At 36.5% G+C, this 14898-nt stretch carries 17 protein-coding genes; 9 read left to right on the plus strand and 8 right to left on the minus strand.

Features of this window, described 5'->3' with window-relative positions; translation table 11 throughout:
- Positions 1–36 precede the first annotated feature (36 nt).
- The 8 genes from E4T88_RS00815 (at position 37) to E4T88_RS00850 (ending at position 4810) form a co-directional block, all read left to right on the plus strand.
- Positions 37–318, plus strand: coding sequence for a hypothetical protein (locus tag E4T88_RS00815; protein WP_135103604.1), 282 nt, complete (start codon positions 37–39; stop codon positions 316–318).
- Positions 318–857: a 1-acyl-sn-glycerol-3-phosphate acyltransferase gene (locus tag E4T88_RS00820; RefSeq protein WP_006842186.1), complete on the plus strand. Its 540-nt coding sequence runs from the start codon at positions 318–320 to the stop codon at positions 855–857. Before E4T88_RS00815 ends, E4T88_RS00820 begins: the two co-directional genes overlap by 1 nt.
- Positions 858–1269: 412 nt before the next feature.
- Positions 1270–2091: an META domain-containing protein gene (locus tag E4T88_RS00825; protein ID WP_135103605.1), complete on the plus strand. Its 822-nt coding sequence runs from the start codon at positions 1270–1272 to the stop codon at positions 2089–2091.
- A 180-nt stretch (positions 2092–2271) separates the two neighbouring features.
- On the plus strand, positions 2272–2742 hold the full coding sequence (locus E4T88_RS00830; protein WP_135103606.1) for a DUF4252 domain-containing protein: 471 nt from the start codon (positions 2272–2274) through the stop codon (positions 2740–2742).
- 50 nt (positions 2743–2792) lie between these two features.
- Positions 2793–3296, plus strand: coding sequence for a DUF4252 domain-containing protein (locus tag E4T88_RS00835; RefSeq protein WP_135103607.1), 504 nt, complete (start codon positions 2793–2795; stop codon positions 3294–3296).
- Between the two features lies 1 nt (position 3297).
- Entirely contained in the window at positions 3298–3795 is a 498-nt protein-coding gene (locus E4T88_RS00840; RefSeq protein ID WP_135103608.1) for a GFO_1088 family ECF-type sigma factor, read from the plus strand.
- The gene (locus E4T88_RS00845; protein WP_135103609.1) at positions 3792–4352 is read left to right on the plus strand and encodes a PG0215 family putative anti-sigma factor; all 561 of its coding nucleotides are present in this window, start codon (positions 3792–3794) and stop codon (positions 4350–4352) included. Before E4T88_RS00840 ends, E4T88_RS00845 begins: the two co-directional genes overlap by 4 nt.
- Positions 4349–4810, plus strand: a complete 462-nt coding sequence (locus E4T88_RS00850; protein WP_135103610.1) for a DUF4252 domain-containing protein — start codon at positions 4349–4351, stop codon at positions 4808–4810. Before E4T88_RS00845 ends, E4T88_RS00850 begins: the two co-directional genes overlap by 4 nt.
- A gap of 88 nt (positions 4811–4898) precedes the next feature.
- Here E4T88_RS00850 and mazG read toward each other — a convergent pair whose 3' ends face one another.
- The 3 genes from mazG to E4T88_RS00865 all read right to left on the minus strand — a co-directional run bounded on the left by mazG (position 4899) and on the right by E4T88_RS00865 (position 9563).
- Positions 4899–5681: a nucleoside triphosphate pyrophosphohydrolase gene (mazG, locus tag E4T88_RS00855; RefSeq protein ID WP_135104452.1), complete on the minus strand. Its 783-nt coding sequence runs from the start codon at positions 5679–5681 to the stop codon at positions 4899–4901.
- Positions 5682–5727: 46 nt separating this feature from the next.
- Positions 5728–7764, minus strand: a complete 2037-nt coding sequence (locus tag E4T88_RS00860) for a protein-disulfide reductase DsbD family protein (RefSeq protein WP_135103611.1) — start codon at positions 7762–7764, stop codon at positions 5728–5730.
- A 152-nt stretch (positions 7765–7916) separates the two neighbouring features.
- Positions 7917–9563 (minus strand): phosphoethanolamine transferase family protein, encoded by a 1647-nt coding sequence (locus E4T88_RS00865; protein WP_135103612.1) that lies wholly within the window; start codon positions 9561–9563, stop codon positions 7917–7919.
- A gap of 147 nt (positions 9564–9710) precedes the next feature.
- Here E4T88_RS00865 and E4T88_RS00870 point away from each other — a divergent pair, with 147 nt between their 5' ends.
- Positions 9711–10904 (plus strand): outer membrane beta-barrel protein, encoded by a 1194-nt coding sequence (locus tag E4T88_RS00870; RefSeq protein WP_135103613.1) that lies wholly within the window; start codon positions 9711–9713, stop codon positions 10902–10904.
- A 61-nt stretch (positions 10905–10965) separates the two neighbouring features.
- Here the strand turns inward: E4T88_RS00870 and trpA are convergent, their stop codons facing one another.
- The 5 genes from trpA to E4T88_RS00895 are packed head-to-tail and all read right to left on the minus strand — an operon-like array spanning position 10966 to position 14893.
- The gene (gene trpA, locus E4T88_RS00875) at positions 10966–11739 is read right to left on the minus strand and encodes a tryptophan synthase subunit alpha (protein WP_135103614.1); all 774 of its coding nucleotides are present in this window, start codon (positions 11737–11739) and stop codon (positions 10966–10968) included.
- Positions 11732–12355, minus strand: coding sequence for a phosphoribosylanthranilate isomerase (locus E4T88_RS00880; protein ID WP_135103615.1), 624 nt, complete (start codon positions 12353–12355; stop codon positions 11732–11734). Before E4T88_RS00880 ends, trpA begins: the two co-directional genes overlap by 8 nt.
- Entirely contained in the window at positions 12352–13134 is a 783-nt protein-coding gene (gene trpC, locus E4T88_RS00885) for an indole-3-glycerol phosphate synthase TrpC (RefSeq protein WP_135103616.1), read from the minus strand. The genes E4T88_RS00880 and trpC overlap by 4 nt, the downstream gene beginning before the upstream one ends.
- A gap of 8 nt (positions 13135–13142) precedes the next feature.
- On the minus strand, positions 13143–14321 hold the full coding sequence (locus E4T88_RS00890; RefSeq protein WP_135103617.1) for an MFS transporter: 1179 nt from the start codon (positions 14319–14321) through the stop codon (positions 13143–13145).
- A complete protein-coding gene (locus E4T88_RS00895; RefSeq protein WP_135103618.1) occupies positions 14321–14893 on the minus strand; it encodes an NAD(P)H-dependent oxidoreductase in 573 nt (190 codons plus the stop codon). Before E4T88_RS00895 ends, E4T88_RS00890 begins: the two co-directional genes overlap by 1 nt.
- Positions 14894–14898 lie beyond the last annotated feature (5 nt).

Below are 14898 nucleotides of genomic sequence, written 5' to 3' on the forward strand. Positions count from 1 at the left end.
TAACAAAGATAATAAACATATAAATATATTTTGACTGTGAGTAGTAGAAGAAAGCTTAAAAAAAGTATAAACGAATCAATAGATTTATTATATACTGACTGTGTATTTTACAAAGTATTTGTAATAGATGCTGACCAGGCAGCTGCAGATAAAGTAATAACTCGAATAGTAGAAACTCAGGAAGAATTTCTGAAGAGAGTGAATGTAAACGAGGGAAAAGAAGTTAAAGGCAGAGTAAAAGCTTATTACAAAAAGGTTAAAGCTGATTTCAAAGAGCAGATCAACTCTATTGCCAAAGAAATAGAATCTTTAGGTTAATGAAAAGTATATGTAATTTTATCCTCCGCCTTATAGGTTGGAAGATTACAGGTCTGAATAATTTACCAGACAAATGTGTTATATGTGTTGCCCCACATACCAGTAACTGGGATCTACCATTGGGACTGATTGTTTATAAAGCGATGGGACGAAAAGCATCCTTCCTGATCAAAAAAGAATGGTTTTTCTTTCCCATGAATCTATTATTCAAATTGTTGGGAGGAATCCCTGTAGACCGTTCCAGAAAGTCATCACTAACAGAGCAGATGGCAGAAATATATTCTAAAAGAGAAAATTTTCAACTAGCCATAACACCTGAAGCTACAAGAAAAGCCAACTCCGAGTGGAAAAAAGGCTTTTATTTTATAGCGATGGAAGCCGATGTGCCTATTGTAATTGCAGCTCTTGACTATGGCAAGAAGGAGGCAAACTTCAAGCAGATAATAATGCCTACAGGTGATGTAGAAGGAGATATTGCCAAAATAAAAGCTCTTTACAAAGATGTAGTAGCTCGTCGTCCCGAACACTTCTCGATATAAGAAAAAGGATAACAAAAAAAAATATTTATTATTTTTAAAACTCTGGCTTAAACATTTAAGTCAGAGTTTTTTGTTTGTTCTTGTTTCTTAATCTCATTTTTAATTTATGTTTGAGTGAAATATAATCAAAAATCACGACCCAATAAACGGTTGAACATAACACCTTAAATATCTGTTTATTTATATACATGACCTTAAATTTATATTGTGAAAACGGAGTCTTGGCGATTTATAAAACAGGTGCGCATGCAACGAACCGACTCTATTTCCGTCTAAAAGATAATTTACAATAGAAATGAATATACGTATATACATTGTTTTATATGTATAATTCCGGAGGATAATTCAATATAGAATATTAATCATAAAGAAAAAACTACATAAATATTGACAAAATTAAAAGAGAAACATTATGAAACACTTTTTAAAATCAGCAACCTTTTTTGTTACACTTCTTACTTTAGCTTTCGTTATTCAAAGTTGTAATTCTGTAAAACCTATCGAAAAAGCTCAACTAGAAGGTGGTCCTTGGGTTTTGAAAACACTCAAGGGAGAGCCTGCACAAACAGCATTTTCGGGAGAACTTCCGAATATAAATTTTGATTTTTCGAAAAACCTGCTATCCGGTAGTGGAGGTTGTAATCGTTATACAGGAGGCTTTACATTGAGTGAAAAAAATATATTTTCTGCGCCTCAATTAGCATCTACCATGATGGCATGTATGCATGCGAATAAGGAATCTGAGTTTTTAGCAGCTTTATCAACTCCTAATCTTGTGGTTTCTCTGTCAAAAGAAGGGCAACTCACATTTTCGGAAGGAAAAAATGTATTATTAGAGTTCGAAAAGTCTCAAAAAACAGCCACTTCGGAAGTAACAAATATTGTAAATGTTGATAATATATCAGGAAAATGGACTTTGAGTTCTATCGTAGGAGAAGACATGGCAGTATTATTCCCCGACAAACCAGCCTCGATGGAAATAACAACAGACGGTAAAGTTTTTGGTAATGCAGGATGTAATACCTATCGCAGTACTTTCACTTTAGAAGAAAATACGATTAAATTCGGTCCTGCCATGTCTACCAAAATGGCATGTCCGAGCTTAAAAGGTGAATCTCTATTTCTTTCTAAATTGTCTACACCTCTACAAGCAGCTTTAACAGGAGATAAACTCACCTTTTTGAGCGAAGGCAAAGTTGTACTGGAATTTACAAAAGACACAGGCGATAAATAAATAACGATAAAAACAAGATAATATGGAGCTGTATTTAAGTAGAATACAGCTCTTTTTTTACTTCAATACTTTTTTTGCATTTTCACTGTAACAAATTTTTGGGTTGTTTCGTCTTAGTAATAGAAAGTGGATGAAAGCGCCATCTAACAAATTTATAACGACTCAAATATAAAAACATTTATGAAAAAGTATTTAATTTGTCTGGTATTAACTATTGCGTTGGGCCAGATAGCATACGGCCAAAGTTTAAACAAGTTGATGGATAACTTATCTAAAGTAGAAAACATTGAAACCGTTAAAATCGGACCTTTTATGATGACTTTAGGAAAAGCATTTGGAGGAGTGGGTGATATGCCGGTTGCCAGAGGAATACATTCGATGGAAGTATATGACCTATCAAGCTGTAACTCTGCTGTAAAGCAAAATCTAACCGACCAAATGGAGAAATTAAAAGATGGGGACGGTTACGAAACGCTGCTCATGGCTAAAGACAAAGATGATAATGTACGCATTATGATGAAAAAGAAAAACAATACAATAAGCGACATGGTTATACTTTGTATGAGTGCAAACGACCCGACTATAGTGAAGTTTTCGGGTAAAATAAAAGAAGAGGATCTGACCCAATTAGTTCAGAAATACGACAAATAGCATCTATTAAAATTACGTAAACACAATTATAAATAAAAAAACAGAACATTATGAAAAAGTATATTTTTTCTTTAGTCTTGACCTTCGTTGCAGTACAATTCACTTATGCTCAAGATTTGAATAGTTTTATGTCTGAGTTTTCGAAACAAGAAGGTGTACAACGACAATTAGTAGATCGCTCTATGCTCGATATGTCTATGAAGGCAGCCATGACTGCTGATTCAACCGGGCAAATGGTTTCCAAAATGCCGGCATTCATGCAAAAGATAGACTCTATAGAAGTTCTTGCTATTGAAAAATATAGTCCTGAGGTAAAAACTAAATTCCTGGAAGGTATTCAAAGTTTCAAAGATGGAAATGGATATGCAACCCTACTATCTGTGAATGAAGCCGACGACAATGTGAAAATTATCTCGCACAAAGAAGGTGACTTATTTACCGGTGTATACATTCTGGTATTAGATAATGAAGATGCTGTGATTGTAAAGATGTCCGGCAACCTTACCGAATCGGATCTGACGGAAATACTTAAAGAACAAAATAAAAACAAATGAGATGGATGCAGAAACTTTTAAAAAAGTGTTTCTACCATATCATCAGAAGTTATACCGAATAGCATACCGAATAGTACAGGATACAGCCAATGCAGAAGACATAGTGCAAGAAACGTTCATCAAGCTCTGGAACAAGAAAGACGAATTGGAGCAGATTGAAAATACAGAAGGCTTTGCCATTATCATCGTTCGTAACACTTGTCTCGATTATCTGAGAAAAGCAAAGAATGACTATCATACGTCATATGATACCGAAATACCCGAGAGCTCATCTCTGTCTAAGCAATTAGAAATACAGGATGACGCTGCATATGTAAAAGATCTGATAAATAAGCTACCCGATCAGCAACGGCAGGTGATAATGATGAAGCACTGGGATGGATATACCGATGAAGAAATAGAAAACATTACTGGAATAAGCTCCGGAAATATACGGGTTATACTATCCAGAGCAAGGAAAACGATAAGAGAGCAATACTCTAAAATAGAACAAAGATGAAGACAAGCGAAATAAAAAAATTAGTCGAAGCTTTTTACAATGGAGAGACTACAATAGAAGAAGAAAAGCTATTGCTAAGTTATTTTCAGGGTGAAGATGTTGCGGAAGAATTGCTAAAAGAAAGGGATTTATTTCTCGACTTATACAAATCCGAGCCTATTGATGTTCCTCTTCATTTACAAGCGAAACTAGGCACTCTGATAGATGAACTAGCAGCAAAAGAAACAGTAAAGGTAGAACTAAAACCTGCATCAAAGAAGAAATATATACTGAGGTGGACAGGAAGCATCGCCGCGGGTATAGCTATATTAATTACAGCAGGCATATATTTCAATAAACAGGAGAAGGAAACAACGGCACCTATAGCTCAGACCATTGATAAGACTATCGACAAGGCAGACGAACAAAAGATAAAGGAAGCTCAAGAAGCACTAGTCTTGTTATCGTCGAAGTTCAATAAAGGCATGGATCAACTGGCTTTATTATCAACAAATCTGGATAAAACAAACGAAATATTAAATAAAACTTTCAACAGAAAAAAAGATAAAGAATCATGAAATTAAAAGGATTACTAACAGCATTTGTGTTTATGCTCAGTCTTATAGCTGTTCAGGCACAAGATAAAATGTTTGAAAGATTCTCTAACAACAAGGATATTACAACTGTATACATTTCTAAAGCTCTTCTGTCTATGGTTCCTAATATGGATACCGGAGGTATGAATGTAAAAGGTTTGGCGAATAAGCTGGAACAACTCGAAATATACACTAGCGAAAACAAAAACTCTGTCAAACAGATGATGCTTGAAGCTGAGTCTTTGAAGAAGAATAAGGCATTCGAATCTCTGATGTCTGTAAGAGAGAGCGATCAGATAATCAATTTTTATGCACAGAAAGACGGTAACAACAAATTCAAAGACTTGGTAATGATTATAAGTCAAAATACCGAATGTACTATTATTCGTATCGTAGGTAGTTTTACGATGGAAGATATCAAAAAAGTAATGGATAAATAAAAATATAAAGATATACTATCAAAAAAGACGCATTTTATGAAATGCGTCTTTTTTATTTATATCAGATAGTTAAATCCTTTTATGCAGATTATTCCATCTCTTTAGCCTGATTCCATAAAGCATCCATTTCGGCTAAGGTCATATCTTTTAAATTCTTATTCTGCTTTTTTGCTTCTTGTTCTATGTAATTGAAGCGGCGTATAAACTTCTGATTGGTACGTTCCAGAGCATTATCCGGGTTCACTTTATACAAACGAGCTGCATTAATGAGGCTAAAAAACATATCTCCGAATTCAGCTTCTGTTTTATCTTCATCCATTTTTGATATTTCGTTTTTCAACTCTTGAAGCTCCTCAGAAACTTTATCCCAAACGTCTTCTCTGTTCTCCCAATCGAATCCTGCGTTGCGAGCTTTATCTTGTATACGGTGAGCCTTTGCAATAGATGGTAATGATGCCGGAACACCTTCAAGGATGGTTTTGTTTCCTCCCTTTTCTTTTAGTTTTAGTTGTTCCCACGATTTTTCAACCTCTCCGGCTGTTTTCGCAGCATCATCTCCGAATACATGAGGATGACGATATATTAATTTGTCACACAAAGAATGACATACATCCGCTACATCGAATGTTCCTTTCTCTTCGCCGATTTTTGCATAAAATACAACATGTAGCAAAACATCTCCAAGCTCTTTTTTGATAGCCTCATCACTATTCTGAATAATGGCTTCACAAAGTTCATAAACCTCTTCTATCGTATTGGTACGCAAGCTCTCATTTGTCTGTTTTGCATCCCATGGACACTTTACCCGCAACTCATCCATAATGTCGAGCAAACGTCCAAAGGCTTCCATTTTTTGTTCTCTTGTATGCATCATCGTGTATAAATTTAGAGAAAGCAGGCTGCTGCCTGCTTTCATTTTATTTTACTTCTTCTTTTTTCTTTTTGAAATTATCCAATCCTTTTTTCAGGAATTCGATGTATTTATTTACATCTTCATCGTATGCGTATGATGGTCCTATTGGTTTTCCGGCATGGTCTAAAAGAACATAATAAGGCTGAGAGTTTGTCGCAAATTTATGTCGTTGCAGATAACTCCATTTGTCACCTATTGTTCTCAATTTTGTAGTCTTACCATTTTCCTGAACTTCCATCACCTCATTCAATTTGGTTTTGTCGTCTACCATCAAGGTGATAAGTACATACTCTTCGTCAAGCAACTGTTTTACACGAGGATCTGTCCAAACAGAAGCTTCCATCTTGCGGCAGTTTACACAGCCATAGCCCGAAAAGTCTATAATAACAGGTTTGTTTTTCTCCTGAGCATATTTCATCCCAGCCTCATAGTCTTCAAACTTGGCATGAACAACACCATTGTATAGGCTAAAGTCCTGAGTATATAATGGCGGTGCAAATGCACTAATCGCTTTGAGAGGAGCACCCCACAAGCCTGGAATCATATACACGGCAAAAGCAAATGATACAATAGCCATAAGCAAACGTGGAATAGAAACATATTTCAGGTCGCTGTCGTGCGGTAGTTTCAATTTACCTAACAAATAGACTCCAAGCAGAACGAATATCACAATCCATAATACTAGAAATACTTCACGGTCTAATATACCCCATTTGTATGCAAGGTCGGCTACTGATAAGAATTTCAGGGCAAGCGCGAGTTCTAAGAATCCTAATACGACTTTTACAGAGTTCAACCATCCGCCCGACTTCGGCATACTTTCGAGCCAAGAAGGGAATATTGCAAATAATGAAAATGGAATAGCTAATGCAACAGCAAAACCGAACATCCCGATTGCGGGAGCTATTATGCTACCCGACCCGGCAGCCTGTACCAATAATGTGCCTATGATAGGCCCGGTGCAAGAGAATGAAACGAGTGCCAGTGTAAAAGCCATGAAGAAAATACTGATAATACCTGTAGTAGAATCGGCTTTTTGATCCATTTTGTTCGTCCATGAAGATGGTAAAACCATCTCGAATGCACCGAAGAATGATATAGCAAATACAACCAACAATGCAAAGAATATCAGGTTAAATATGGCGCTTGTAGCTAAATCATTCAGAGCGCTGGCTCCAAATATTCCGGTTATTAATAAACCGAGGGTGACATATATAATGATAATTCCCACTCCGTAGGTAATAGCATCTTTTATCGCTTTGCCTTTGTTCTTCTTATTTCGTTTAAGGAAAAAGCTCACGGTCATAGGTAGCATCGGCCATACACAAGGTGTAAGTAGGGCGATAAGTCCACCGCCAAAACCTCCGAGGAAAATCCAAAGAAGTGACATGTCGGAGGTATCTCCCGCAGCACCATAAGCTTTCAGTTCGCTTATTACAGGTGTCCAAAGTTCTTCGCTGCTAACGTTTGCTGTAGTACTTGATACCGATGAAGATAAGCTGTCAGCCAGAACTTGTTCAGCTGATAATCCTTCAGATGCGCTATCGGATTCGCCTGCTTTAGCAGCAACAACTGTAGCGGGTAAATCTTTTGATTTGAAGTCCAGATCAATTTTTATTGGAATACACTGCCCGTCAATCTCGCTACATACCTGTCCACGAAAATCACCTTCGAGAGCAAAAGCTGCTTTGTCGGTTATTTTAAGTGTTTGAACAAAAGTAGCCTGATTCTCATAATAGCCATACTCCATCTGAAATATGTCGTCATATTTTTTCTTCAACTTGGAGTTGACTGCTTTCAGATTACCGATTTTAGTTGCACCCTTCAGCTTATCGATTGATATCGTTGTGGGCATCGGTCCATTTTCAGGAATAGTTATGTCAAAAATATGCCATGTAGGATCTATTCGAAAGGTTGTTGTTAATTCAACTTCTCCGTTTCCTTTATCAACAAGCTTGGTTGTCCACGACGCAGGTTGTTGCGCATAAAGCGATACTGACAGAACAATTGACAGGAAAAATAAGAATGATATTTTTTTCATAGAAAGTATCTATACGAATTATTTTAAAATAAGAAGTCCAAAGTTAGTAAAAAGACTCTATATAGATAGATAGCCTAATTGCTTTTATGATTAATTTACTTATTTATATTTATCAATATTTACTTATCGTAATAGTCTTTATTTTTTATTAATTAATACTTAAACTTGATGTATTCGGGTTCTTCTTTTATTTCAGAATATGAAGAATAGCTTTGATCGCTATGGCGCACATAGCGTCCGTCCTCAATAGATTTGTCTACGTACTTCTGTGGTATAATATATCCCATCATCTCAGCCAGTACATATATTGTGCTCGAATTGTTGATCAGCTTGGTTACAGGATCAATGTATTTATCCATTACGAAATTAATCCTCCTTTCGTTCTTCTGTATGGTTATAAGTGGGATATCATATTGGGCAATACCATTTTTCCAAGGGCCGTGTCCTTTACCTAGTATCTCTCCATGATCCGAAAAGTGAAAGAAGACAGCTGTGGAGTCTTGCTGCATAACCTTATATATTTCACGCATTACCCTGTCGGTATGATGTATAGAACGGTCGTAGTCTGTTTGCAGAGCAGAGCCTGAGCTTGGTATTGCTTCGGCATCTATATTATCATATCTATCCGAATAGTTATTATGGCTTCCTACCAGATGTATAATAAAGAACTGTTTTTTACCTGGTTTATACTCTTCTTTTAGTATCGGGATAAGATCGAAATCGTCATTAGCCAGATACCCTCCTTTAGTAAATACCGCTTTGTTTGTTCCGGCAGCTAAATAACCTAAATAAGAATCTTGAATCCCCGATGCTCCTTGATTAGACAACCAATAAGTTTCATATCCCGCATCATTGGCTAGGTTTATAAGTGTTTTCTCTTGATAAAACGGGGTCATATCTGTTGGCGATGCAAAAGACAAGGCTATACGTAAAGCATTCCGTGTAAAAGCTGCTGCCGCAATACCATCATAGTAATTTATAGGGGAGGGTATAGTCTGTGCCAAGCTATCCAAAAACGGAGTTGTTTTTATCGGATAACCGTACAGAGAAAGATGTTTGCGATAGGCACTCTCTCCGATAACAAGATATATTTTTTCGGGTTTTTGTACTGTATCGCTGAGTAGTATTCCTTCGGGAAGCTTTTTACTGCTCTGATCAGAGAACTTTCGTAGTTGCGCCATCTCTTCTTGGTAAGCTATAATTGTTGCTATATTGCCATAGAGAATAGGTGCATACATATTTACTTTATCTTGCCCTACCCGAATAGGGAATTCTGTAAACAGGTCTTCTTGATATTCGTAAGCGATGCGTTTATAACAAACAAACGGTAGGAATAAGAAGAGATAAATTAACAATCCGATTAAAGACCATTTTATAGAGAGTCTAGCTTCCTTTAGTTCCTTTTCTGATAACCACAGAAACAGAGTTGTAGCAGCTAATGCTGTCAGAGCTCCGATCACCACTCCACCTTTCAGCATACTTGCGGCCTCTGTCGTATGCGTCTCGAATATCGAGGCCATCATATCTAGCGAAATATCGCTTCCTAAGACAAATGCGAAATAGGCATTGAACGTAAGTATAAATGCGAGTATAAATGTAATTATAAATGTGTATTTGGTCTTGGCTAAAATATTCAAGATGAATACAAATGAAACAACATGTATGGCCATCGGAATACTTGGAGCTAAATTGATAGGCAAAAAGGCTATCAGACCAATATATATTAGAGCCAGTATAGTAAATTTATATTTGTATATAAGTTTTCCTATCCACTTTGTATATTCTTTAATCTTAGTCATTAACGAGGTAAAAAGTCGTGCGTAAGTTGATGAGCAAAGGTATTATTTTTTGCTATGGAATTTATATTAAAAAATGTTCTTTTTTGTTTAAATTTTTAATACATTCGCTTTTTGTATTAACATCTCACACTATGAAAAACTGAATTTATGAAAAGAAAATTATTTCTGTGCTCTTTTATTTTTTTTGTATTATTCGCATCTCTTAAAGCCCAAAGTAATTATAAAAAAGGCTATGTTATCACCAATGACAACGATACAATATATGGCTTGATCGATTTTAGGACTGATGCCATAAATGCAACACGATGTACATTCAAATCTGAGCAAGCCGAAAAAATATATTATCCCGGTGATATTGCGGGTTATAAGTTCTCAGATGAAGGAAAATACTATGTTACGCGTGAAGTGACAATAGATAGTATTCCCCAGAAATTTTTTCTTGAATATTTGGTTCAAGGTATGATGGATCTCTATTATTTAAGATCGGATGGTAAAGTATATTATTTGTTTGATAAAGATGGGGATTTAATTGAGATTACAAAAAAAGAAGATTTTATAGATGTTAATAGCCTACGTCTTATTAAAGATGTAAAATATAAGAATACACTGAAAAGATACTTTAAAGACTACCCTACAATAACAAGTCGGTTAAGTAATATTGATTTTAAACAGAAGTCATTTATAAATATAGCAAAGTTGTATCATGATGAGACTTGTTCTACCGGCGAAGAATGTATAATATTTGAAAATCAACACCCTGATAAGAATCCGAGTGTTCTTCAATTAACTGTTTTTGGAGGATTACAATGGGGCACATATACACTGATTAATGATAAAGATCGAAAATACAAGTTTGGAGGTATACAACCTACTATAGGATTAAAAGGCAATGTGTTTAATCCTCGTTGGAGTCAATCTTTTGCAGTTCAATTAGAAGTCTCGTTTTCAAGAATTGATGGTTCTAATGAAGTTGTATTTTCCGGATATAAATTAAATTTTGATATGAATGTAATATATGGAACCGGTAAAGTTGGGTTAGAATATAAATTACCATTGAAAAAGATTCGTCCACTAATAGGTGGAGGGTTAGCATACACACGCATCTTTGCTGATAATGTTAAGTATTCTTATCAGAATTCACCAGAGAAAAAATATTTGTATAGCCTCCGAAATTCTTACTTTGGTTATTTCATAAATGCAGGTGTAAGCTATGCTCTAAATAAGAAACATAATCTTTTACTTCAAGCGTCTATACAACAGAACGGTACTGTGGACACTGCTCAGAAAAATGGATCTGATAAATTCAAATCCTATAACATAGTTTTAGGATATACCTTCTAATGGGATAATACAAAATAAAAAATCCTTTACTTATACATAGTCCTATAAGTAAAGGATTTTTTTATTTACTCAACGCTTCTTTTAGAGCTTTTACTGCCTCTTTTATATTGGTACTTTCTTTTAGTAATGTGATAAATTTACTTCCTATAATCGCTCCGCTTGCATTCTCTTGTGCGGCTTCTAATGTAGCTTTGTTGGATATACCGAATCCGATCAAACGGGGATTGCGAAGATTCATTCCATTTATTTTGCGGAAATAAGCTTGCTTTTTATCATCAAAGCTACTCTGTGCACCAGTAGTAGATGCTGACGAAACCATGTAGATAAAGCCATCGGTATGTTCATCTATCAGGCGAATACGCTCATCTGATGTTTCAGGGGTGATGAGCATGACTATTTTTATATCGTATCTATCTGCTATTGGTTTATATTGAGATATATAGTCATTGAATGGAAGATCGGGAATGATAGCTCCGTCTATACCTGTTTCTTTGCATTGTTTGCAAAAGGTCTCAAAATCATATTGCATAATCGGATTGAGATAACCCATCAGGATGAGAGGTATAGCCACATCGCTACGGATGTCTTTCAACTGTTCGAACAAGACCTTTAATGTCATGCCATTGCGAAGAGCAATTGTTCCACTTTCCTGAATAGTTGGGCCATCGGCCATCGGGTCTGAAAATGGAATACCTATTTCTATCAGGTCGATACCATTTGCTTCTAATTCGCGAATAACATTGCCGGTGTCATTCAATTGCGGAAATCCGGCAGTAAAATAGATGGATAATATATTCTTTTGTTTTTTTTCAAACAGTTGCTTTATTCTATTCATTTCTTAGTTGTTTTATAAATTGATCAAGTAGTTGTATGTCTTTTAACCCTGGTTCTATTTCAAATTTGCTATTAAGGTCTACTCCATATAGCCGAGGGTGCTTTATTGCTTTTATTTGCTCAACATCTTCAACCGATATTCCTCCACTAAGGAAAAAAGGAGTATCTCCATCATAAGTATCTAGTATTGCCCAATCGAATTTTTTTCCCGAGCCTCCATATTGTGGGGTTTTGGTATCGAATAAGAAATATCCCGGAAGCCCCTCGTATGCTTTCGTCTGTTCAAAGTCAGAAGACTCGGAAATACTGAAAGCTTTAATTATAGGGATAAACTTATTTAACTCGCTACAAAAGTTTGGAGATTCGTTTCCGTGCAATTGGATTAAGTCTAACTTATATTTGTCAATCATTTCAACGATGAAATCTATCTTTGAATTCACAAATACGCCTACTCTTTTGATATTACTAGAATGTATATCTCTTACGTTTTGCCATAGTTGATAATCGATGTAGCGGGGTGATTTCTCATAGAATATCATACCCATATAATCAATAGGTAATTTATTTAACTCCTGTATATTCTCAGGATATTTCATCCCGCAGACTTTGATCTTCATGCTAATTGGTTTATAAAGTCTTCCAATGCTTTCCCCGGATTGCTTGTTTTCATAAAGTTCTCTCCCATCAAGAATCCTTTATATCCTGCCTGTTGCAGATCGATGACCGTCTGGGGTTGGGAGATACCACTTTCGGATATCTTAATAAAGTCGTCAGGTATCTTATTCGCCAGATCAAAGGAGATTTGTATATCTGTAACAAAGGTTCCCAGATTGCGGTTGTTGACTCCTACAACGTCTACCTTATCATTGATATGATGAAGTTCCTGTTCATTGTGAATCTCTAATAAAACATCAAGGTTTAGTTCCTTTGCTTTTTTCGCCAGTTGTTTGGTTTCTTCTATCGTCAGAGCTGAGGCAATCAGCAATACCGCACTGGCTCCGGATATTTTAGCCTGATACAATTGATATTCATCTACTACGAAATCTTTACGTAATAATGGCGTTTTTGTAAGACTTCCGGCTAATTCCAGATCAGCTAATTCCCCTCCAAAGAAATCCATGTCGGTAAGTACAGATATTGCACTGGCTCCGTTTTGGGAGTATAGAGGAATTACGTCTTCAATCTTTGCATCTTTAAAAATCCAGTCACGAGACGGTGAGCGACGCTTAAATTCCGCAATAATCCCTGTTCTTGAATTCTTGATAGCTTCTTTAAAAGAGGCGGGAGTAGTGATTGTCGATAATCTTTTTTCTAACTCGTTGATAGGAGTGTCTTTTTTATGTCTTTCTACTTCCAACCGTTTGTTTGCAATTATCTTATCTAAAATATTAGTCATATCTTATTTTATTGTTTTTCTTTCTTCAAAACGTTAATAACAGAGGCTAATGCTACAATGCAAATACCAAACATACCTATCAGTGCATAAGAATATCGCAAGTTGGTTGCACTTGCAATATAGCCAATTAGAGGAGGTCCCATCAAAAAGCCGAGGAAACTTACACTGGATACTAATGTCAGTGCTATACTTGTTGATATCTTTGTTTTCTGTCCGGCAATACTATACACAGTGGGTACAATACCCGCCGTACCCAATCCGATAATCATAAAGGCTATGATAGTAGTTATGAAATGCGGAAAAGCTACAGCAGCGAACAGTCCTGTTGCTATAAGGATACCTCCTACTTGAACAACACGTTGCGAACCCCATTTCTGAGTGGCTTTGTCGATAACAAATCGCCCTGATGCCATGGTTATCATATATGCTGCTAGTCCGATAGGAGCCATATGTACGGGAGTCCCTACTACATCTATCAGATAAAGCCCGCTCCAGTCGGCCATAGCACCCTCGGCAGCCATGCCACAAAATGCCACAATGCCCAGTAAGAACAGAAACTTCTCCGGCTTATTCTTCTTTCTGGCTGCAACATCCGACGGGTCTTTTTGCTTTTTAAGATCAGCCTGAAGATAGCGCATATTGAGATAGACAGCTATAAGAACAAGTGTTCCGATGATGCAAAAATGATAGATAGGTTTGAACTTTAGCGATGCCATTAACAGCCCTACAGAAGCACCCGCTAGCCCTGCCAGGCTCCACCCTCCATGAAAGGAGGCCATGATCGGTTTATTATAAGTAGCCTCAAGCGTTACAGCCTGAGTATTGACCGATATATTGCAGAAGTTGCCGCAAAAGCCGAAAAATATAAGACTCATGATCAAGGCATATTCAGAACCAGAAAGCCCTATAAGCAGTAACGCTAAGACGTAGCCTGTAAGAGCTAAGGGTAGAATACGTTTACTTCCCACTCTGGATATGAGTAAGCCTGATATGGTCATTCCGCATATTTGTCCGATAGGGATCATTAACAGGATAGTACCCCATGCTGCATCACCCAGTCCCAACGAATTCTTTATATCGGGAATTCGGCTAGCCCAGCTGGAAAAGCACATGCCCGAACAAAAATACAGACAGAAAATAGCTAGTCGTATACGTTCTTTCGATATTGTATTGGTTCTTATATCCATTATTTACGAGCTAATAGCTCTATTTTGTTTAACCATTTTTCCCTTTGTTCGGGAGTTGATCCTTTTATTGTTGCCAGATAAGTTGTTCTGATATTTTTAATACCACAAAATGCGCCGATATTTTTTCTTATCATCTTTCCTCCGATATCTTTCACTATCCATTTGTAATAAAAAACAGGAGCATCCATCGTGCTGATGATTTCAGATGTTTTTCCCATCAATAGCTTTTTCGGAAACGGAGACTTTTCCTGATATTCAAAAGTGAATCCCGGAAGGAATAACCTTTCTATAAATCCTTTCAAAAGAGCAGGAGGGGATGCCCACCATGTAGGGTAAATCCAAACAATATGTTCTGCCCATTGCAACTTGTCCCAAGCTTCTAACAGATCGGGTTCAAGTTCCGTTCTTTTGCGATAGCCATACATCAGTATGGGATTGAAGGTCATTTCAGCGAGGATAATTTCTTTTACTTCATTGCCTTTCGCCAAGCTACCCTTTTTATATTGCTGATGTAGCCCAAAGCAAAAGCTTTCTTTGTCGGGATGTCCGTTAATTATTAAAACCTTTTTCATATCAG

It is taken from the genome of Dysgonomonas mossii, assembly GCF_004569505.1.
Classification (GTDB): domain Bacteria; phylum Bacteroidota; class Bacteroidia; order Bacteroidales; family Dysgonomonadaceae; genus Dysgonomonas.

What these genes read in the sequence shown, in the direction of transcription:
- E4T88_RS00890 (WP_135103617.1), bottom strand. Translation starts at nt 14,321, where the DNA reads ATGGATATAAGAACCAATACAATATCGAAAGAACGTATACGACTAGCT.
- E4T88_RS00865 (WP_135103612.1), bottom strand. Translation starts at nt 9,563, where the DNA reads ATGACTAAGATTAAAGAATATACAAAGTGGATAGGAAAACTTATATAC.
- E4T88_RS00845 (WP_135103609.1), top strand. Translation starts at nt 3,792, where the DNA reads ATGAAGACAAGCGAAATAAAAAAATTAGTCGAAGCTTTTTACAATGGA.
- E4T88_RS00880 (WP_135103615.1), bottom strand. Translation starts at nt 12,355, where the DNA reads ATGAAGATCAAAGTCTGCGGGATGAAATATCCTGAGAATATACAGGAG.
- E4T88_RS00870 (WP_135103613.1), top strand. Translation starts at nt 9,711, where the DNA reads ATGAAAAGAAAATTATTTCTGTGCTCTTTTATTTTTTTTGTATTATTC.
- trpA (WP_135103614.1), bottom strand. Translation starts at nt 11,739, where the DNA reads ATGAATAGAATAAAGCAACTGTTTGAAAAAAAACAAAAGAATATATTA.
- mazG (WP_135104452.1), bottom strand. Translation starts at nt 5,681, where the DNA reads ATGCATACAAGAGAACAAAAAATGGAAGCCTTTGGACGTTTGCTCGAC.
- E4T88_RS00840 (WP_135103608.1), top strand. Translation starts at nt 3,298, where the DNA reads ATGGATGCAGAAACTTTTAAAAAAGTGTTTCTACCATATCATCAGAAG.
- E4T88_RS00850 (WP_135103610.1), top strand. Translation starts at nt 4,349, where the DNA reads ATGAAATTAAAAGGATTACTAACAGCATTTGTGTTTATGCTCAGTCTT.
- E4T88_RS00895 (WP_135103618.1), bottom strand. Translation starts at nt 14,893, where the DNA reads ATGAAAAAGGTTTTAATAATTAACGGACATCCCGACAAAGAAAGCTTT.
- E4T88_RS00820 (WP_006842186.1), top strand. Translation starts at nt 318, where the DNA reads ATGAAAAGTATATGTAATTTTATCCTCCGCCTTATAGGTTGGAAGATT.
- E4T88_RS00860 (WP_135103611.1), bottom strand. Translation starts at nt 7,764, where the DNA reads ATGAAAAAAATATCATTCTTATTTTTCCTGTCAATTGTTCTGTCAGTA.
- E4T88_RS00830 (WP_135103606.1), top strand. Translation starts at nt 2,272, where the DNA reads ATGAAAAAGTATTTAATTTGTCTGGTATTAACTATTGCGTTGGGCCAG.
- E4T88_RS00825 (WP_135103605.1), top strand. Translation starts at nt 1,270, where the DNA reads ATGAAACACTTTTTAAAATCAGCAACCTTTTTTGTTACACTTCTTACT.
- E4T88_RS00835 (WP_135103607.1), top strand. Translation starts at nt 2,793, where the DNA reads ATGAAAAAGTATATTTTTTCTTTAGTCTTGACCTTCGTTGCAGTACAA.
- trpC (WP_135103616.1), bottom strand. Translation starts at nt 13,134, where the DNA reads ATGACTAATATTTTAGATAAGATAATTGCAAACAAACGGTTGGAAGTA.